The following is an 18,858-nucleotide window of genomic DNA, read 5'->3' on the forward strand; positions in this document are numbered from 1 at the left end:
GAATAGACAGGATGCCGACCGTGAGCCTCGAACCGAACGATTTTGTGATTGCCGAAACCGCCGAGGAAGCCGTTGACCGCCTCTCCGAGCTGCACAGGCAGGCCACTGGTGCCCTTAGTCAGGCGTTGAAACACTACATCAAGGAACGCGTCGAGCCGAATGCCGCGCAGCGTGCGTCGTTCCGCTATCCGTTGCTGCGCATCACGTACCGCTGCCAGGGCGAAGTCCCTTCCACGACCCGCGCCTTCGCCAAGATCCAGGTACCGGGCAACTACAGTGTCACCGTCACCCACCCGGACGCCTTCCGCACCTATCTCCTTGAACAACTGCGACCGCTGATGCACGACTTCACCGTGCAGGTGGAAGTGGGTACCAGCCAGCAGAACATCCCGTATCCCTATGTAGTGGAGCATGGTGATGAGCTGGCAGGGTCCGGTGTGACCGCCGCCGAACTGGCGCGGGTCTTCCCCAGTACGGACCTTTCTGCCGCTACCGATGGCGTGGCCGACGGACTCTACGATTGGGAGAACACCGATCCGCTGCCGCTGGCCCTGTTCGACGCAGCGAGGGTGGACTTCTCCCTTCGCCGCCTGGTGCATTACACCGGCAGCGATTGGCGGCACGTTCAGCCGTGGATCCTGCTGACCAACTATCACCGCTACGTCGACCAGTTCATCCGTCATGGCATCGACCAGCTGCGAGAGGATCCGCGCTTCGTGCGCATGGTCCTGCCGGGCAATGTGGTGGTGGAACGCGGCATGGACGAGGGCGAGATGCAGGCGATCGTCGACGGCGTGGTCTGGCACCGTTACCAGATGCCGGCCTACCACCTCATCGCCACCGACGGCCATGGCGTAACCCTGGTGAATATCGGCGTCGGTCCGTCCAACGCGAAGAACATCACCGACCACCTGGCCGTACTGCGTCCGCACTGCTGGCTGATGATCGGCCACTGTGGCGGGCTGCGGCAGTCGCAGACCATCGGTGACTATGTGCTGGCCCATGCCTACATGCGTCGCGACGGCATTCTCGACCGCGTGCTGCCGCCCAACATCCCGTTGCCGGCGCTGGCCGAAGTGCAGCAGGCGTTGCAGGAGGCGGCGGCGCAGGTCACTGGCGAGCGCGGCGAAGACCTCAAGCGCCGCCTGCGTACCGGCACCGTACTCACCTACGACGACCGCAACTGGGAGCTGCGTTGGGCCCAGGAACGGCCGCTGATCAACCTGTCACGGGCGGTTGCCGTGGACATGGAAAGCGGCACGGTTGCGGCCCAGGGCTACCGCCTGCGGGTGCCTTACGGAACCTTGCTGTGCGTTTCCGACAAACCGCTGCATAGCGAGATCAAGCTGCCCGGTTCGGCCAGCGCCTTCTACCAGCGCGCCGTCAGCCAGCACCTGCGCATCGGCATTGCCGCACTCGACCTGCTGCGTACCCAGCTCAACTCACTGCACTCGCGCAAGCTGCGCAGCTTCGACGAGCCGCCGTTCCGCTAAAGATCGACAAGCAAAAGGGCCGCATCTCGTGGCCCTTTTTCATTCATGGCTCATGGGGGGAATCAGCCACTGATACCCCGGCGTCGGCACGCGGAACACCTCTGCTTCCACCTTCCAATCGGCCAGGGCCTTGCCGAGGTCGCGGGGTGGGGCGAACTGGCCTTCATCGGTCAGGTTGAAGGTGCCGAAGTGGATGGCCAGGCTGTTGCGGGATTCCAGTTGCTGGTGCGCCTGGACCGCATCGTCCGGGTTCATGTGGTTGTCGCGCATGAACCAGCGCGGTGCGTAGGCTCCGATGGGCAGCGCGGCGAAGCGCATCGGCCCGAAGCGTTCGCGAATGAGGCGGAATTCTGGCCCCAGACCGGTATCACCGGGGAACAGGAACGGACCGTCGGGCGACTCGATGACGAAGCCCATCCACAGCGTTTCGTTGGTATCGCTACGGGTCCGCGCCGACCAATGCTGGACCGGCACCGAGTGGAGCTTCAGGTCGCCGGCCAGCGGCATCTCCTGCCACCAGTCCAGTTCGACCACCTGTTTGAAGCCGGCCTCCCGGATCAGCATCCCATTGCCCAGGCCGCTGACGACGGTGGCCTGCGGAAAGCGCTCTACCAGCCCGCGCAGGCTTTCCAGGTCAAGGTGGTCGTAATGGTTGTGGCTGACCAGGATCAGGTCGATGGGCGGCAACTGGTCCAGTTGCAGGCCCGGCGGGTGATGGCGTTTGGGGCCGACGAAGCTGAACGGGCTGACCCGCTGCGACCAGACCGGGTCCGTGAGGATGTTCAGTCCGCGATGTTGCAGCAGCAGGGTGGCGTGATTGATGTAGGTGACCCGGAGTTCGTTGCCTTGCACGCGCGCGGGAACCTCGGGCGGCACGGCCGGGCCGGGCTGGTCGAGCCAGTCCGCCTGCTTCTCGCGACTGAACTGCCAGCGCAGGAAGGACCGCAGGTCCTTGTGCGGCTTGGGTTCGAGGTTGCGGAATCGACGGCCGTCAAAGTTGGTCGTCGCCGGACCGCGATAGGGCGAGCGGTGATAGCCTGCGAGGGTCATCAGGTTGATCAGCCAGGTGGGGCGCAGGGCACGCGGCATGGCGTTCTCTCTTGCGGCGGGGAGGCAGTCAACCTAGCATGCCTCTCCCATTCCCAGACCGCCAACCCGTTTCCAGGCATGTCGCGCCCAACTCGTCCCTCTCGCCCTGCTTCCCGTCGCCCTGCTGCGCCCCGTCGTGTGGCCAAGTCGCCCCCGGTGGAGCCGCGCCTGGTGCTGTTCAACAAGCCCTTCGACGTGCTGACTCAGTTCAGCGACGGCGACGGCCGCGCGACCCTCAAGGACTACATCCCGATCCCCGGCATCTACCCCGCCGGTCGCCTCGACCGCGACAGCGAAGGCCTCCTGCTGCTGACCAACGATGGCCAGCTGCAGGCGCGAATCGCCGATCCGAAGCACAAACTCGCCAAGACCTATTGGGTGCAGGTGGAGGGGGAGCCCAGTGACGAGCAACTGAAACGGCTGCGTGAAGGCGTGGAGCTGAATGACGGTCCGACCCTGCCCGCCGAGGCCCGGCAGATCGAAGAGCCTGCGCTGTGGGAGCGCAATCCGCCGGTGCGTTTTCGCAAGAGCGTACCTACCACCTGGCTGGAACTGGTGATTCGTGAAGGACGTAACCGTCAGGTGCGGCGCATGACCGCTGCAGTTGGCTTGCCTACGTTGCGGCTGGTGCGGGTACGCATTGGTCCCTGGAGCCTCGATGGGCTGGAGCCAGGAGAATACCGGGACGTGCCGGCGATGCTCTAAGTCGGCACCGCCTGGGTTTTCGGGCTGCTCAAAGACCTTCGATACTGCCGATCACCAGCGTCTTGATGACAAAGCCCAGCACGCCAAGGCCGAGGGCAAGAAACAGGATCATGGTGCCGAAGCGACCCGCCTTGGACTTCTTGGCCAGGTCCCAGACGATGAAGGCCATGAAGGCCACCAGAACGGCGATCATCGCTGTCATCATCAATTCTTCGAACTTCTCCGGACTCATCTCACACCTCTTGGGCTGAATACAGGCTGCACCCGCAGGGCCGAGGGCCGGGCGGAAAGCGGGGCGGTGCACTTGTGATTCCGTGAGCCGGAAGGCTCTTGTGAGGCGGGGCCACGCGAGGGGTGCAGCAAAGCGCGGCGATTATACGCCAAGCCGTCCGTCGCGCGAGGTCCGTTCAGCCGCGCAGATGACCCAGGGGCAGCTCGGTGCTGCTCAACACCTGATTGAGCACGAAGCTCGAACGCACGCTGGTCACGCCTTCGATCCGGGTCAACTGGCCCAGCAGGAATTGCTGGTAATGGTCCATGTCTGGTACCACCACTTTCAGCTGGTAGTCCGCCTCCATTCCGGTCACCAGGCTGCACTCCAGCACCTCGGGACACTGACGGATGACTTCCTGGAAATGCTCGAAGCGTTCCGGTGTGTGGCGATCCATGCCGATCAACACATAGGCGGTGAGGCTGAGGCCGAGCTTCTTGCGGTCAAGCAGCGCGACCTGGCGGACGATGTAGCCGTCGTCCTCCAGCTGCTTTACCCGCCGAGAGCAGGGGGAAGGTGACAGTCCGATCCGTTCGGCCAGCTCTTGATTCGAGATGCGCGCGTCGCGCTGCAATTCGGCGAGGATCTTGAGGTCGTATCGATCGAGTTTTTCCATTGCAGAGCCATCTCTTTGTTCTGATTGCTGTGAATATTGCTGCTTTGGTGATTAATTGCGCAAGCAGTACTTTTGTGAGCAATATTCGCAATCATTCGTCGCGTTCGTCGCCGTAATATTTCTCTCAGTTTCACGGCCCGGACAGCAAGTCCACCCGACCCGCCCAATCAGGTGTGTCGGCGCCGCCGATCCAACCGGATCGAGCAGGCCCCCGGGTCCGCACTGCCCAATCAGGCAGGCGATGAAAGCGGCGACAAAATCGCCAGCACAGGACGAATTTCCCGAAGGGGGCCCGCTGTACGGGGCCCCCTTTTTTATTAGCTTCCTGAGGCGTCAGATCACCCCGGCCAGCTTTAGCAGCCACCAGGCCATGATTGCCAGCTGCACGAAGAACCCGGCAAATCTCAGCCAGACGAACAGCGCGCTGGTGCTGATGAGGTGCACGAGGCTCTGGAACAAGCGGGCGCCCAGCAACAAACCGGCGAGTGGATCGGTGACGGCGGTCTGCTCGGTGGTGATGGCATAGAGCAACAGCGCGGCCTGCATCGGCAGGTTTTCCAGGGTGTTGGCATGGGCGCGCACCAGGCGCTGCCCGAAGGCGCCGGGGGTGTTGCTGCCATCAGCGGCGAAGGCGTTGACCCTCATCCGCCCGGTCAGCACCAGCAGGCCACGCTGGTTCACCATCAGGAAAACCAGCAGCAGACTCCAGGCGACCAGGCCGAGCAGGGTGGTGGCGGAAAGGGACAGGGGCATTGCGGACTCCTCGTTCTTGTTATGGAGCGAGCGAGTCTAGAAGTTTTAGAGTAATTACTCTAGTCGTGTTTCACCACTTCACTGGGGTCGGCGTGCACCAGCACTTCGGCGCGCGGGTACTGGTCGGTGATGGCCTGCGCCGCCTCCTCGCAGAGTACATGGGCGCGGGATAGCGTCAGTTCGCCCGGTAGTTCCAGGTGCAATTGCACGTACCAATGGTTGCCGGAGATTCGCGTGCGCAGGTCATGAGCGCCGAGTACACCCGGGACGGAGCAGGCAAGCCGGTGCATGTCGGCGCTGATGGCGGGCGTCAGCTCCTCGTCCATCAATACCGAGATCGATTCCCGGGCGATGCCGATCGCGCTCCAGAGGATGTATCCGGCAATACCCATGCCGAACAGCCCGTCGGCCCGCTGCCAGCCGAAGCTCGCCAGGATGAGTGCGAGGAGGATGCTGCCGTTGAGCAGCAGGTCGGAGCGATAGTGCAGCGAGTCGGCACGGATCGCAGAGGAACCGGTGGCGCGGATCACCCGGCGCTGGAGCATCAGCAAGCCGGCGGTAAGCGCCAGCGACAGGATCATCACGCCTATGCCGAGCGCCTGCGCGCCGAGCGGTTCCGGGTCGTTCAGCCGTTCATACGCCTGGGCGGCCACCAGTACGGCGCTGACGCTGATGAACAGCGCCTGGGCCAGGCCTGCCAGGGCCTCGGCCTTGCCATGCCCGTAGCGGTGATCGTCGTCTGCCGGCTTCAGTGCGTAATGCACCGCCAGCAGGTTGAGCAATGACGCTGCGCTGTCCATCAGAGAGTCGGTGAGGCCGGCCAGCAAGCTGACCGAGCCACTCATGGCCCAGGCAATGGCTTTGGCAATGACCAGGGTGATGGCGACAACGAGTGAGGCGCGAGTGGCCAGGCGCAGCAACTGCGCGTGCTGGCGGGATGAGGTCATGCCGACTCCGGCTTGAAGTAGATGAAGTCCATGGCTGGCGTCTCCAGGCCCATTGCCGAGATTGCGGCGGATGCCTGGCCCCGGTGATGGGTGCCATGGTTGACCAGGTGGGTGACGATATCGCTCAGCGAACGCTGCTGTGGATCGCCGCGCATGTTGCGGTAATCCAGCGGGCGCAACAGGGTCGCGTCATCCAGGCCGACCAGTTGTGCCTGCCAGGCCTGGACGCCTGCCGCCAGGCAGGTGGCGAGTTCGTCACGGCCGCTGGCCACTTCCACATCCAGTCGATCATAGGGCTGGGGTTCCTGGCGAACCCTTGCCAGCCAGATGCGGTCCACTGCAGCCAGATGATTCAGGGTGCCGTGCAGGCTGCCAAAGAACAGCCCGCACGGGGCGCGGTACGCCGCGTCATCCACTTGCCGCAGGCTATCCAGCAGACGTTGGTACGCCCAGGCGTGGTAAGCCAGCAGATGTTGGAAATGCCGCGCCAGCTCGCCCATTTCAGGCCGCCGGGTGCAGACCGTATGCAGCCAACTGCTGCAGGTTGCCGCTGCGCTGCAGCAGTTGCGGGTTGTCCAGCGGCAGGTCATGGCCGGTTTCACGGGCGATGATCGACTTCAGGCGCACCGGGTCGACCTTGCCATCGGCGCCGATGGCCTCGCGCAGGGTTTCAGGGGCGACTTGTGCGGTCTGGCCATCGGGCAGGTAGATCGCGCCGGTGGCGAAATCGACGGCGAAGGCGATCAGGCCGGGGATCACATAGAAAAGAATGCCGATAGCATCCAGCGCGGCGACCACGGGGTCGATCTTGCCTTCGATCTGGCCACGACGATCCGGATAGAAGAGCGTGCCGCAGGCGGTGAGCTGGGTGAACAGAGCAGCGGCGACGGCGCCGCCGATCCAACGGGAAGCAATGCGCATATGCATCTCCTGGTCGAAAGATCGCAACTATACCAAGGCGTTCGTTTCAAAACCGCCTGGTTCATCTAAGACCCCGGCAAGGAACTGGCAGTTCGCCGGTATACTTTGCGCCTGCCTGGAGTACCCATGAATCCCCTACCCATCGATGCCGTCCTGCCCGACCTGCGGGCCGCCCTGCAATCTCGCCACGAAGCTGTGCTGGAGGCGCCGCCCGGCGCTGGCAAGACCACCCGCGTGCCGTTGGCGCTGCTGGACGAACCGTGGCTCGCCGGACAGAGCATCCTGATGCTGGAACCGCGCCGCCTGGCCGCCCGGGCGGCCGCCGAGCGCCTGGCCAGCGAACTGGGGGAGTCGGTAGGGGAAACCGTTGGCTACCGCATCCGCCTGGAATCGAAGGTCGGCCCGCGCACACGCATCGAAGTGGTGACCGAGGGCATCCTGGCTCGCCGCCTCCAGGAAGACCCGGCGCTCGAGGGCGTGGGGCTGGTGATTTTCGACGAGTTCCACGAGCGAAGCCTCGATGCCGATCTGGCTCTGGCCCTCTGCCTGAACGGCCGCGCCTTGCTGCGCGACGAGCCGGCGCTGAAGGTGCTGCTGATGTCCGCCACGCTGGAAGGCGAGCGTTTGTCGCGTCTGCTCGACGAGGCGCCGGTGGTGCGCAGCGAAGGTCGCATGTTCCCGGTGGAGCAGCGCTGGGGGCGCGCCAGTCAACCGGGCGATGCGCTTGAACCCAAGGTGGTGCAGGCCGTGCTCCAGGCACTTGCCGACGAACCCGGCAGCCTGTTGGTGTTCCTCCCCGGCCAGGCGGAGATACGTCGCGTTGCCGACCAGTTGGGAGAGCGCCTCGACGGCCGCCCCGACATCCTGCTCTGTCCGCTACATGGCGATTTGGATCTGGCCGCCCAGCGTGCGGCCATCGAACCGGCTCCGGCTGGCAAGCGCAAGATAGTGCTGGCCACCAACATCGCCGAAACCAGCCTGACCATCGACGGCGTACGCGTCGTAGTGGACGCCGGGTTGGAGCGGGTGCCGCGCTTCGACCCCGCCAGCGGCATGACCCGGCTGGATACCCAGCGCATCTCTCGGGCCTCGGCAACCCAGCGCGCCGGCCGGGCGGGCCGTTTGCAAGCGGGTGCCTGTTACAGGCTCTGGTCCGAGGCTCAGCATGAACAGCTGGCTGCCCACGGCAGTGCGGAAATCCTCCAGGCCGACCTCGCGGGTCTGGCTCTGCAATTGGCGCGCTGGGGCATTGCTGATCCCAACGAATTGGCCTGGCTCGATCCACCTCCCGCTGCCGCTTACGCCCAAGGTCGCGACCTGCTGCAACGCCTGGGCGCCCTGGACGAAGGCGGTGGCCTGACCCGGCACGGCCAGGCCATGGCCGAGCTGCCGGCCCATCCGCGCATTGCCCACTTGCTGTTGCGTGGACAGGCGCTGGGGCTTGGTGCTTTGGCCTGCGACCTCGCCGCGCTACTAGGGGAGCGCGACATCCTGCGCGGCGGCGGTGCCGACCTGCATAGCCGCCTCGCGCTGCTGGCAGGCGAAGAGCGCACGGCTCGCGGCTCTCGCGGCGGCGTCCAGCGCGCCCGTCAGCTGGCGCGGCAATTCCGCTCCTACCTGCGTGGCCCGGCCAGCGAGCCGGTGAACGACCCGGAGCATTCGCGTTGGCTCGGCTGCCTGCTGGCATTCGCCTATCCGGACCGGATCGCCCAGCAACGCCGTTCCGGGGGCGCTGATTACCGTCTCGCCAATGGGCGTGCTGCCACCTTCGGCGAGCCGGACGCCTTGATGAAGGAGCCGTGGTTGGTGATTGCCGACCTAGGCAGTCGCCAGGGGCAGCGCGAAGAACGCATTTACCTGGCGGCCGACCTCGACCCGGCACTGTTTGACGGAGCCCTGAGCGAACAAGTGAGCCGCCAGGACCTGCTGGACTGGGACGAGCGCGAAGGTGTGTTGCGTGCCGAACGGCAGGTCCGGGTCGGCGAGCTGGTGCTGGCCCGTGAAGCACTGACCGAACTTGACGGCGAGGCGCGTTCGCGCGCCCTGCTCGGGCTGGTGCGTCGCAAGGGTCTGGAGCTCCTGCCGTGGACGCCTGAGCTCCGCCAATGGCAGGCGCGGGTGAACCTGCTGCGTCGGCTTGACCTGGAAGACAAGGGTAAGAGCGAGTGGCCGGATGTCAGTGACGCGGCGCTACTGGCGACACTGGAAAACTGGCTGCTGCCCTATTTGGGCAAGGTCTCGCGGCTATCGCATTTCGCCAACCTGGAACTGTCCGGCATCCTCCAGGGGCTGTTGCCCTGGCCGCTGCCGCAGCGCCTGGATGAGCTGGCGCCGCGCACCCTGCAAGTGCCCTCGCAGTCGAGCATTCGCCTGGACTATCACGAGTTCCCGCCCGTGTTGGCGGTGCGCCTGCAGGAACTGTTCGGGCTGGCTGACACCCCTCGAATCGCCGGGGGGCGTCTGGCGGTGAAGCTGCACCTGCTCTCACCGGCCCAGCGGCCGGTACAGGTCACCCAGGACCTGGGCAGCTTCTGGCGCAATACCTATGCGGATGTGAAAAAAGACCTGAAAGGGCGGTACCCGAAACACTACTGGCCGGATGACCCCCTTGTGGCAGAGCCAACCGCTCGGGCCAAGCCGCGCAAGTCGTAGCGCTACGACCTGTCCTTATCCGAGGCAGAGGAGAAGGGCGGCAGGGTGCCGCCCTATAGGATCTCGACCTGAGCTCAAATGAGTGGAAGGTTCTTGGTCACGCAATGAATGCCGCCACCGCCGGCGGCGATCGGGTCGATGTTGATCTGCTCCACGACGCGGCCCGGATAGAGCTTGGTTAGCAGGTCCTTGCAGTACTTGTCCGCCGCCGCGTCACCGAACTGCGGGGCGATTACTGCGCCGTTGACGGGCAGGAAGTTGATGTAGCCCGGCGCGAAATCCGGGTTGTTGCTGGTGTACTGGTTGCTGCGCACCTTCAGGGGCGGCGGCAGGGTATGGATCACCAGCTTGCGGCCATCGGCATCCGTGGCAGCGTTGAGGATTTCCAGGTGCTTGCGGGTCACCGCGTAGTCGTAGGACTTGGGGTCGTTGTCCAGGTTGGCAATCACCACGCCGGGTTTGACGAAGCGCGCATAGAAGTCGACGTGGGCGTCGGTGATGTCCTTGTCCTTGATGCCTGGCAGCCAGATGATCTTGCGCAGGCCGAGGTTGGCCTTCAGCTCGGCTTCGATCTGCCCCCGGCTCATCCCCGGGTTGCGGTTGCTGTTGACCCAGCAGCTTTCGGTCATGATTGCGGTGCCATGGCCGTCCACCTCGATGCCGCCGCCTTCGCCGACCAGTGCGCTGCGGATGTAGCTGGCTTCCATCTCATAGCTGAGGGTGTCGGCCACGCGGGTGTCGTTGGCCGCAGTCTGCTTGGCGCCCCAGCCGTTGAAGTTGAAGTCCACCAGGCCCAGGCCGCCGGCTCCATCGACCACGAAGCAGCCGCCGTAATCGCGCACCCAGACATCATCCAGCGGCATGGTCAGGAATTCGATGTTGGTGGTGCCGCATTTGCTCTTGGCCTGCGACAGCTGATTGGCGCGGCACAGCACTGTCACCGGCTGGTACCTGGCGATGGTCTTGGCCAACAGGGCGATGGTGTTGTTGACTGCGGTCTCCCAGCCCTCCCAGACGCGGGAAGAAGCGGCGAACGCCACGATCACCCGCTCCTGCGGGCCTTGTTCGTCGGGCATGTACCAGCTGCCGGCCAGTGCCGCGGGCACACGGGCCGCGCCGAATCCTAGGCCTAGGGAAGCAACTGCGCCGATTCCGCTGGCAGTCATCAGCTGCTTGATGAAGTCACGACGTGTAGACATGGATTTTCCTCTGTTGGATGGGGTGGGCCCGTTGTCGCCGCGGTGCGTGTTGGATCAGTCGTGAATGGCGGTCTTGAACGTGGTCCAGGCGCGCATTCGTGCCCGCATGTCGCGCTGCGGGATGTCCTTGCCGGGGATCAGTCGAGCGTAGGTGGCTTCATCGACATAAATGTCCGGGTTGTTGCGCATGTCGGCAGCCACCATCGGCCTGGCCTTGGCACTGGAGGTCGGGTACCCGGTGGCATTGCTGATCGCTGCCATGTTCTCGGGACGCATGATGAAGTTGATCAGCGCATAGGCGTATTCCGGGTGGCGGGCGTCGGCGGGGATAGCCATGGTGTCCATCCAGACCGTGGTGCCTTCCTGCGAGATGCGGTACTGGAAGTGGGTCGGCTTGCGGGCTTCGTCCGCCGTGCGCTGGGCTTGGGTCATGTCGCCGCTGTAGCCGAGCGACAGGCAGATATCGCCGTTGACCAGCTGGGTGACCGGCTGCGACTGGAACTTGCGGATGTAGGGTTTGATGCCCTTGAGCAGCGCGACCGCGTCGGCCAGTTCGTTCGGTCTTGCGCTGCGGGGGTCGTGGCCGAGGTAGTTGAGCACCACGGCCAGCACCTCGTCGGGCGAGTCGATCATCGAAATGCCGCAGTCTGCGAACTTCGCTGCAAGCTCGGGCTTGAAGATCAGGTCCAGGCTGTTGACCGGTGCACCGGCCAGGCGCTTGTCGATCATCTCCTGGTTGTAGGTAATGCCGATGGTGCCCCAGGTGTAGGGAACCGTCGCGTGGCGCGAGTACGGGTAGCGGGTCTGCAGCGTGCGCAGGCCGGGCTCGACGTCATCCAGGTGCTCGAGCTTGCTCTTGTCCAGCTTCTGCAGGGCTCCGGCGCGCATCAGGCGCTCGGCCACGGTGTCACCGGGGAAGATCAGGTCGTAGCCGCTGTTGCCGGACATCATCTTGGCTTCCAGCGTTTCGCTGCTGTCCATCACGTCGTAGATGACCTGGATACCAGTCTCCCGGGTGAAGTCGCTGATGGTGTCCGGGGCGAAATAGTCCGCCCAGTTGTACAGACGCAAGACCTTCTCCTCCGCTTGGGCGGAAAGTTGCGCGCAGCCCAGGCCAAGGCCCAGCGAGACGATCAACAGCTTCTTGATGACGTTCATCTTCAGGCTCCCTGGCGCTGCCAGCGTTCGTGGGTTTGACGACCGTCCAGCCCCAGCAGCGGGCCGTACATTTCCGGGCGGCGATCCCGGTAGATGCCCCAGTTCAGGCGCTCCTCGCGCATGGCGGCGAGGTCCAGCCGCTGCAGCAGCACACCACTGCTGTCGCGGTCGGCCTCTGCCAGCAGCTTGCCCTTGTGATCGGTAATGAAGGACGAACCATAGAAACGCATCCGCAGTTCCGGATCAGTCGTCGCCACTTCTTCGCCAACGCGGTTGGCGGCGATCACCGGGAGGATGTTGGCAGCGGCATGACCGCGCTGGGCCAGTTGCCAGTGGTCGCGGGAGTCCAGTCCGGCAGCTCCCGGCTCCGAGCCGATGGCAGTGGGATAGAGCAGCACTTCGGCACCCATCAGCGCCAGGCAGCGCGCGGTCTCGGGGAACCACTGGTCCCAGCAGATGCCGACGCCGATGCGGCCGAACGCGGTATCCCAGACGCGGAAGCCGGTATCGCCGGGGCTGAAGTACTCCTTCTCCTGGTAGCCGATGGCGTTGGGGATGTGGGTCTTGCGGTACACGCCGAGCAGTTGGCCGTCGGCATCGGCCACCGCCAGGGAATTGAAACAGGCGTTGCCGGCGCGCTCGAACCAGCTCAGCGGCAGCACCACTCCCAGTTCGCGAGCGAGGTCGGCGAAGCGCTCGAGCACGGGGCTGTGGCCATATTCCTGTGCCAGGGCGAGGTGCTTGTGGTCCTGCTCGATGCAGAAGTACGGAGTGGCGAACAGCTCCTGCAGGAGGATCAGCTGCGCCCCCTTGGCAGCAGCTTCCCGCACGAGTTTCTCGGCCTGGTCGAGATTGCTTTCCAGGTCCCAGCTACAGGCGAACTGGGTGGTGGCGACGGTGAGCATGGTCATCGCATTACCCCTTCAGCGGCCAGGCCGGCTGTTGTTGGGTGATGCAGTGCACGCCGCCACCGCCATGGGCCAGTTGGTTGATCTGCACCGGAACCACTTCGCGTCCCGGGAAGGCCAGGCGCAGGGTCGCGGCTGCTTCGTCGTCGGCGGCAATGCCATAGGCGGGCATGATGATCGCGCCATTGGCGATGTAGAAGTTGGTGTAGGAGGCGCAGAACACCTCGGCGTCCTGGTCCACCGCCTCGCTGGCTTCAAAGAGTTCGAGCATTTCGAAGCGACGCCCCTGAGCGTCAGTGGAAAGCTCCAGGGCACGGCGGTTTTCGCGTGCCACCCGGGCGTAGTCCGAGGACTGATCGCGGGTGGCATCTACCAGTAGCGCACCCGGACGAGCGAAGGCGCACACACCATCGACATGGCCATCGGTCATGTCACCAGTGATGTACTCGGGGTCGCCCGGCAGCCAGATGGTTTTCTTCACGCCCAGCAGGCGAGCGAAGATTTCTTCCATCTCCACCTTGCTCATGCCTGGGTTGCGGTTGCCATTGAGCAGCACGGATTCGGTGGTGATCAGCGTGCCCTGGCCGTCGACGTGGATGGCACCGCCTTCGTTGGTCAGAATGGTATCGAAGCATTCCAGGCCCAGGTGGCCGAGGATGCGTCGGGCGAGGCTTTCGTCCAGATCGAAGGCGGACTTGCCGCCCCAGGCGTTGAAGCGCCAGTTGACGCCGGCCGTGCCCAGTCGCGGATGGCAGACGAAGCTGGGGCCGGAATCACGGCACCAGCTGTCGTTGATCGCCAGCTCGATCAGTTCGACGTTCGGCCCGCAGAGCTCCTTCGCCCGCGCCACGGCGGAAGGGTCCACCACCATCCGCACAGGTTCGAAGCGGGCAATTGCGTTAGCCACACGGGCGAAGTCGACCTGGACTTCGGCGAGGGTTACGCCCCAGCCGTTCTCCCACAGTGCCTGGTTATGGGGAAAGGCCATCCAGGTGGCGGCGTGCGGTACCCATTCGGCGGGCATGACCCAGCCGTTCTGCAAATCGGTGAATTGCATACAAGAGCCTTCAGTTAAGATTTTGTTATCACTGATTAACCGCGAATGCGGTGATGGCTTGCATGCTAGGCCTGTAAAAACGCGCGAACAAACGATAGATTTTGCTGATTACTGATTAGCAAGGCTTATTGATGATGCTCAAACACTGGCCCCCCCTGAATGCCCTGCGTGGCTTTGAGGCGGCCGCCCGCCTGGGCAGCTTCCATAAGGCAGCCGAAGAACTGCACCTCACCCAGTCCGCCATCAGCCAACAGATTCGCAGCCTGGAAAGTTTTCTCGAACAGCCGCTGTTCTTCCGCAGCGGCCGCAGCGTCGCACTGACCGACGCCGGCTTCGACCTGCTGAGCACTACCCAGTCGCTGCTGCAGCAGTTGGCCGTGGGTATTCGCCGCCTGGACCAGTACCGCAAGCCCAATCAACTGGTGGTCAACACCACACCGGCGTTCGCCCGCCACTGGCTGGTACCGAGGCTGGCGGACTTCCACCAGCGCCATCCGCAAGTCGACCTCTGGCTGCTGACCACCGATGAAACACCGGACATGGCGACCCAGACCATCGACATTGCCGTACGTGACGACCTGAGCGCACAGGCCGAGTGCAGTTTTCGCGTGCTGCTGGAGGATCGCCTGTATCCCGCCTGCCACCCTGGACTTCTGGATCTGACAGTGGCTGAACGCACTACCCTGCACGGCGAGCGCGAGATGGACTGGAGCCACTGGGAAGTGCAGGGCGGCGCTGAAGTCGGCCAGCAAAGCCAGGGACTTAACTTCTCCGATCCCGGCCTGCTTCTGGACGCAGCCAGCCAAGGATTGGGAATTGCTCTGGTCAGCCAGCTGCTGGCCGGACGCGCGCGAGATCAGGACCTGCTGGTGCCGTTGGTGGAGCAGACGGTACGTGGACCGAACTGGAGCTGGCTGGTGCATCGCGATAGCGAAGGCGACCCGCTCACCCGCAGTTTCTGCGATTGGCTGGTTGGGGCACTCGAAACGGATACGAATCGAGGCTTTGAGTAGGAGCGAGCTTGCTCGTGAAGATTTGCACAGGAGGTTCGCGAGCAAGCGCGCTCCAACGCGTGCAGCGTCATGCCGAGTCGATCCTCAATGCCCCGATGGCAGGAAGAACCTTGCCGTCAGCGGCAGGTGATCGGAGATGCGCAGGGTGTCTTGCTGGCGCACCCGCGCTTCGATGCGGGTCAGGTTGGCACTGTGGAACACGTAATCCAGCGTGCGGTCCGGTCCTTTCACCCGTGGATCGTTGGGGTAGTGCGTGAACCACTGCGCCTGCTGCGCGCTGCTGGTTTCTTCGATGCTGGGGATCATCGGGTAGCGGCTCCACAGCGCTTTCAGCTCGCTGTCGTGGGCGTAACGGCTACGTTGGGCTGCGGACAGCTGCTCGTACTGCCCGGGTGGTAGCTGGTTGAAGTCGCCCGCCAATACCCAGGGCATTCCTTCGCTCTGCAGTTGATCGAGCAGACCGCGGGTCATGGCTACCTGGCGCTTGAGGGTTTCCTGGTCCGCGGCCAATGCATCCAGGTGGGTGTTGATCGCGGCCAGGCGTCCACCACCACGAATCGGTAGATAGCTCACCAGCAGCGCTCGTTTCTTGTCGAACTGGCGACTGACCGGGTCGTTTTCTTCCAGCGGCAGTTGCAGGCGTTCGGCGCTCTCGATGCGGAAGCGGCTGAGGGTGGCCAGCTTCATGCCGACGCTGCCGAGGATATGCGGGTGAGGCACGAATGCCGCTTTCCAGTAGAAGGCCTGGCTGGCACACGGGTAGAGGTCGGTCAGGCGCTCCTGGAGCAGGGTCAGTTGGTCCTGGTAGTCGGTGGCGCGAGCGCCTTCGTGCAGCTCCTGGAGATTGACGATATCCGGCTGCTCTTCGCGTATCACCCGGACGACCTCGTCAAGGCTGTATGCGAGGTCTTCCGGAGTGGGGCGCTCGTCCGGGCCATTGCCATCGGGCAGGTCGTAGTAGAAGACATAGCGCTTGCCGGCCAGGTACTGCAGGTTCCAGGTCATCACCTTGAGCGCCTGCCCGGGTTGCAGTTGTGGTGCTTCGGCCTGGCAGGCCAGGATGGCCGGTTCGCGGGCTGCGGGATGCCAGGTCAGCGCATAGATCAGGGCGACCAAGCCGATGGCGAAGATCGACAGGCTGAGCAGGGCGAAACGCAGGACTCGGGGCATCGTCGGGGGCTGGCATCTATGCTGGAAGAGGGCGAGCATAACCGAGCCGCCGCTGCGGCCCAAGCCGAGGCGCGCCCCGGAGAAATGCCATGAGCAGCGAAGTGAGGATCGCCCAGAAGGGCCCCTATGAGGTCGAGGTGGTGGCAGGCAAGGACTACTTCTGGTGTCGCTGCGGCCGCAGCCAGCAACAGCCATTCTGTGACGGGTCTCACAAAGGCACAGGCCTGGCGCCACTCAAATTCCATGCAGATGTCAGCGAAACCCTGTATTTCTGTGGCTGCAAACATAGCCAATCGCCACCTTGCTGTGATGGCACCCATAACGAACTTCAAGACTGATCCGGGAGCCGGCATGCAGCTGGGCGCAGTCCTCTGGTCATTCCTGGCCTTGATTTACAAAGCGGGGCGTTTTCGCTTCTGGCTCGCAAGCTTGCTGTTGCTGCCTGGCCTGGTCGCTGCCGACGACCATCCCCCGCTGCGTGTGATGACCGACGTCTGGCCGCCCTTTCGCATCGCCAGCGAAGGGGGTCAGCTGCGTGGCCTGGATATGGACCTGTTGGCCGAACTCGAGCGCCGCACCGGGCTGCGCTTCGAGGTGCAGCGTGCGCCCTGGTCGCGAGGGCTGGCCGCGCTGGAAAAGGGCTCGGCGGACCTGATGACCGGGCTCGCCCGTACGGCCGAGCGCGTGCGCTATATCGACTACCTGGAGCGCCCCTACTTCACCTGCGCGCCGCGCTTCTACAGCCGCCCCGAGCTGGCCCAGCGGGTCTCCGGCTATCCGCAGTTGGGGCAGTACGACATCGGTTTCGTGCGGGGCTCGGCCTATTTCGAACCCTTCGACTCCGACCAGGCACTGCGCAAGGTCGGGGTCGGTAATGAAGGGCAATTACTGGACATGCTGCGCCACAAGCGGTTGCCGCTGGTGATTGGCACCGACTGCCAGGTGGACTACGAATTACTGCGGGATCCGGCACTGGCCGGACGTATCGTCAAACTCGCCTATCGGCCTCCGGCCCGGACCGAACTCTTTCTCGGTTTCTCGCGCCAGCGTCCGCTGCAGGCCCAGCGCGCGGCCATTGCCCAGGCACTTGGGCAGATGATCGACGAGGGTTGGGTGCTGGACGCCGCGCGACGCTATCGCCCCGGCGCTCAGTGAGCGTGGGGCTCGACGTAAATCTCGTAGCCCGGATCCAGCTCCATGTCCCAGAACGCCGCTTCGATCTTGTGGCCGTCCAGGTCGCGGACGAAGCAGCCGTAGTAGGGCTCGCCATACTCCGGGCGCGGTCCGGGCTGGCCGTCGCCCGTGGCGCCGGCATCCAGTGCCGCTTCGAAGAAGGCCAGCACCGCTTCCTTACTGGGAGCGAAGAAGCCGATGTGGGTGCCGTTGCCGACACTGGCCGGTCGGCCGTCGATGGGTGACTGCACCCAGAACTCCGGGTACTCGCGACCGTACGCCACGGCGCCGGGGTGTTCCATGATGCGCTTGCAGCCCAGGGTGGGCAGCACCTTGTCGTAGAAGGCGACAGCGCGGTCGAAGTCGTTGGTGCCCACCGAGATGTGGGACAGGATGCTGGGATTCTCAGCCATGAAGGGATCCTCCTTGAGTGGCCTGAAAAGCCTAGCAGTCCGTTGAAAAACTACTCTGCGCGATGCGTGTGGGGTGTTTTCAGAAGATTTCCCTATAGGGAATCACTGCTCGACCGCTCGTTCCGTCACGAGGGTGAACATCCGGTACAGGGCAACGCTGACGAAAAGCTGGAAGAAGCTATTGAAGGTTTCCAGGATCACCGTGCCGACCGGGTCGGGATTTTCTCCGAGCTCACGATAGGCGAACCAGTCCACCAGCCAGATCGGCCCCATCACCAGCAGCACGCAGGCGAGGATGGTCCAGAAATGCCCACCGGTCAGGGTGAAGCTCTCCTTGATGGCATCCAGCGGGGACTTGCCCTCGAGCACCAACAGGTACTCGGCAAAGGCCAGTTTGATCATCACGTAGAGTCCGGGAATGATCAGCATCCAGGCGCCGACCATGATCAGCAGGGTGCTGATGGCAGCCAGTACCGCGAAGGACGGCCAGCGGAAAATGGCCATCTCCAGAACCTGCCGGGGTTTCAGGCGGATGCGGTGGCTGCGGCTGTCGACGAAGATGATCAGCGCACCGACGTACAGCGGATAGAACAGCATGCTGACGATGATCGAGGCACCCTGGGACTTATCCGGGCCGAGCCACGCGATCAGACCCTGCTGCGCAATCGCCTCGGTGAGGATGGCAGGCAGGCAGAGCAAGGCGATTTCGCCGACGTTTCGGGAGAAGAAATACCAGGAGGCGCGCAGCAGCTCGAACGGATTCATCAGCGGGCATTCACATCTTGCGGCAGTTGGTCTTGGGCACTTTAGCCCAAGCCAGGGCAGCCTCCAAAGGCCGTCTCACTCAGAACGATAGCGCAGCACCCGGTTCGGTAATTGCGGCAACAGACGGGCGAGGTCGGCGGTGGGCACTTCCAGGGTGTACTCCGGTGGGCCGGGCGAATAGATCAGGTAGTCGTGCCGGAAGATCGCCTCGTCGAACACCAGCGCGATTTCCCCGGCGTGGCCCAGGGGGCAAGCGCACTGGGGCACGCAGCCAGTCATCGCCACCAACTCGTCGTCGCTGGCGACGCTCGGCCGAGCGCCCAGCAGCGTCTTGAGCTGGGCCCAATCGGCGCGCGCACCTTCCAGGGTCACCAGCATTGCGTAGCCGCCATTCTTCAGGCGCAGGAACAGGCTCTTGCTTTCCACCCCGAGGAGGCCGAAGCGTTCGCGCACCGCATGCGCGGTCGGATAGTCGAGTACGGGTTCGTGAACGACTTCTCGGTAACGGATGGCATGTTCGTCGAGCAGGGCCAGATTGCGGGCGTGGAGCGACAT

At 64.1% G+C, this 18,858-nt stretch carries 21 protein-coding genes; 6 read left to right on the top strand and 15 right to left on the bottom strand.

Annotated elements, in window-relative coordinates; genetic code table 11:
- The first annotated feature begins 11 nt into the window (after positions 1 to 11).
- Positions 12 to 1,493: an AMP nucleosidase gene (gene amn, locus E8E75_RS26865; protein WP_153921469.1), complete on the top strand. Its 1,482-nt coding sequence runs from the start codon at positions 12 to 14 to the stop codon at positions 1,491 to 1,493.
- 39 nt (positions 1,494 to 1,532) lie between these two features.
- Here amn and E8E75_RS26870 read toward each other — a convergent pair whose 3' ends face one another.
- Positions 1,533 to 2,582, bottom strand: a complete 1,050-nt coding sequence (locus E8E75_RS26870) for an MBL fold metallo-hydrolase (protein ID WP_120653097.1) — start codon at positions 2,580 to 2,582, stop codon at positions 1,533 to 1,535.
- Positions 2,583 to 2,720: 138 nt separating this feature from the next.
- Here E8E75_RS26870 and E8E75_RS26875 point away from each other — a divergent pair, with 138 nt between their 5' ends.
- Positions 2,721 to 3,287 (top strand): pseudouridine synthase, encoded by a 567-nt coding sequence (locus E8E75_RS26875; protein WP_162945841.1) that lies wholly within the window; start codon positions 2,721 to 2,723, stop codon positions 3,285 to 3,287.
- A 28-nt stretch (positions 3,288 to 3,315) separates the two neighbouring features.
- Here the strand turns inward: E8E75_RS26875 and E8E75_RS26880 are convergent, their stop codons facing one another.
- The 6 genes from E8E75_RS26880 to E8E75_RS26905 all read right to left on the bottom strand — a co-directional run bounded on the left by E8E75_RS26880 (position 3,316) and on the right by E8E75_RS26905 (position 6,795).
- Positions 3,316 to 3,519 carry a DUF2788 domain-containing protein gene (locus E8E75_RS26880; RefSeq protein ID WP_077525185.1) on the bottom strand — a complete coding sequence of 68 codons (204 nt, stop codon included), beginning with the start codon at positions 3,517 to 3,519 and terminating at the stop codon, positions 3,316 to 3,318.
- 175 nt (positions 3,520 to 3,694) lie between these two features.
- Positions 3,695 to 4,174 (bottom strand): Lrp/AsnC family transcriptional regulator, encoded by a 480-nt coding sequence (locus tag E8E75_RS26885; protein ID WP_016490763.1) that lies wholly within the window; start codon positions 4,172 to 4,174, stop codon positions 3,695 to 3,697.
- 333 nt (positions 4,175 to 4,507) lie between these two features.
- Positions 4,508 to 4,927: an MAPEG family protein gene (locus E8E75_RS26890; RefSeq protein ID WP_120653095.1), complete on the bottom strand. Its 420-nt coding sequence runs from the start codon at positions 4,925 to 4,927 to the stop codon at positions 4,508 to 4,510.
- Between the two features lie 59 nt (positions 4,928 to 4,986).
- The gene (locus tag E8E75_RS26895) at positions 4,987 to 5,874 is read right to left on the bottom strand and encodes a cation diffusion facilitator family transporter (RefSeq protein ID WP_120653094.1); all 888 of its coding nucleotides are present in this window, start codon (positions 5,872 to 5,874) and stop codon (positions 4,987 to 4,989) included.
- A complete protein-coding gene (locus tag E8E75_RS26900; RefSeq protein WP_120653093.1) occupies positions 5,871 to 6,374 on the bottom strand; it encodes a DinB family protein in 504 nt (167 codons plus the stop codon). The genes E8E75_RS26895 and E8E75_RS26900 overlap by 4 nt, the downstream gene beginning before the upstream one ends.
- Before the next feature lies 1 nt (position 6,375).
- Entirely contained in the window at positions 6,376 to 6,795 is a 420-nt protein-coding gene (locus E8E75_RS26905) for a polyribonucleotide nucleotidyltransferase (RefSeq protein WP_120653092.1), read from the bottom strand.
- 126 nt (positions 6,796 to 6,921) lie between these two features.
- Between E8E75_RS26905 and hrpB the strand changes: the two genes are divergently transcribed.
- Complete coding sequence (hrpB, locus tag E8E75_RS26910; RefSeq protein WP_153921467.1) at positions 6,922 to 9,447, top strand: ATP-dependent helicase HrpB; 2,526 nt, start codon at positions 6,922 to 6,924, stop codon at positions 9,445 to 9,447.
- A gap of 74 nt (positions 9,448 to 9,521) precedes the next feature.
- Here hrpB and E8E75_RS26915 read toward each other — a convergent pair whose 3' ends face one another.
- Genes E8E75_RS26915 through E8E75_RS26930 form a run of 4 tightly spaced genes read right to left on the bottom strand, consistent with a single transcriptional unit; the run spans position 9,522 to position 13,769 of the window.
- Complete coding sequence (locus E8E75_RS26915; protein WP_120653090.1) at positions 9,522 to 10,646, bottom strand: agmatine deiminase family protein; 1,125 nt, start codon at positions 10,644 to 10,646, stop codon at positions 9,522 to 9,524.
- A 54-nt stretch (positions 10,647 to 10,700) separates the two neighbouring features.
- Entirely contained in the window at positions 10,701 to 11,804 is a 1,104-nt protein-coding gene (locus E8E75_RS26920) for an extracellular solute-binding protein (RefSeq protein WP_153921465.1), read from the bottom strand.
- Between the two features lie 2 nt (positions 11,805 to 11,806).
- Positions 11,807 to 12,715 (bottom strand): N-carbamoylputrescine amidase, encoded by a 909-nt coding sequence (gene aguB / locus E8E75_RS26925; protein ID WP_153921463.1) that lies wholly within the window; start codon positions 12,713 to 12,715, stop codon positions 11,807 to 11,809.
- Positions 12,716 to 12,719: 4 nt separating this feature from the next.
- Complete coding sequence (locus E8E75_RS26930; RefSeq protein WP_153921461.1) at positions 12,720 to 13,769, bottom strand: agmatine deiminase family protein; 1,050 nt, start codon at positions 13,767 to 13,769, stop codon at positions 12,720 to 12,722.
- 134 nt (positions 13,770 to 13,903) lie between these two features.
- Between E8E75_RS26930 and E8E75_RS26935 the strand changes: the two genes are divergently transcribed.
- Positions 13,904 to 14,782: a LysR substrate-binding domain-containing protein gene (locus E8E75_RS26935; protein WP_153921504.1), complete on the top strand. Its 879-nt coding sequence runs from the start codon at positions 13,904 to 13,906 to the stop codon at positions 14,780 to 14,782.
- 84 nt (positions 14,783 to 14,866) lie between these two features.
- Here E8E75_RS26935 and E8E75_RS26940 read toward each other — a convergent pair whose 3' ends face one another.
- The gene (locus E8E75_RS26940; protein WP_120653086.1) at positions 14,867 to 15,952 is read right to left on the bottom strand and encodes an endonuclease/exonuclease/phosphatase family protein; all 1,086 of its coding nucleotides are present in this window, start codon (positions 15,950 to 15,952) and stop codon (positions 14,867 to 14,869) included.
- A gap of 89 nt (positions 15,953 to 16,041) precedes the next feature.
- Here E8E75_RS26940 and E8E75_RS26945 point away from each other — a divergent pair, with 89 nt between their 5' ends.
- Complete coding sequence (locus E8E75_RS26945; protein ID WP_120653085.1) at positions 16,042 to 16,290, top strand: CDGSH iron-sulfur domain-containing protein; 249 nt, start codon at positions 16,042 to 16,044, stop codon at positions 16,288 to 16,290.
- A 13-nt stretch (positions 16,291 to 16,303) separates the two neighbouring features.
- On the top strand, positions 16,304 to 17,107 hold the full coding sequence (locus E8E75_RS26950) for a transporter substrate-binding domain-containing protein (protein ID WP_120653084.1): 804 nt from the start codon (positions 16,304 to 16,306) through the stop codon (positions 17,105 to 17,107).
- Here E8E75_RS26950 and E8E75_RS26955 read toward each other — a convergent pair.
- The 3 genes from E8E75_RS26955 to E8E75_RS26965 form a co-directional block, all read right to left on the bottom strand.
- On the bottom strand, positions 17,101 to 17,538 hold the full coding sequence (locus tag E8E75_RS26955) for a VOC family protein (RefSeq protein ID WP_153921459.1): 438 nt from the start codon (positions 17,536 to 17,538) through the stop codon (positions 17,101 to 17,103). The two genes, E8E75_RS26950 and E8E75_RS26955, sit on opposite strands and share 7 nt — an antisense overlap.
- A 102-nt stretch (positions 17,539 to 17,640) precedes the next feature.
- A complete protein-coding gene (locus E8E75_RS26960; RefSeq protein ID WP_120653082.1) occupies positions 17,641 to 18,303 on the bottom strand; it encodes a YciC family protein in 663 nt (220 codons plus the stop codon).
- Positions 18,304 to 18,378: 75 nt separating this feature from the next.
- Entirely contained in the window at positions 18,379 to 18,858 is a 480-nt protein-coding gene (locus E8E75_RS26965) for a YbaK/EbsC family protein (RefSeq protein ID WP_153921457.1), read from the bottom strand.

This window comes from Pseudomonas sp. BN606, from assembly GCF_029873115.1.
Taxonomy (GTDB): Bacteria; Pseudomonadota; Gammaproteobacteria; order Pseudomonadales; family Pseudomonadaceae; genus Metapseudomonas.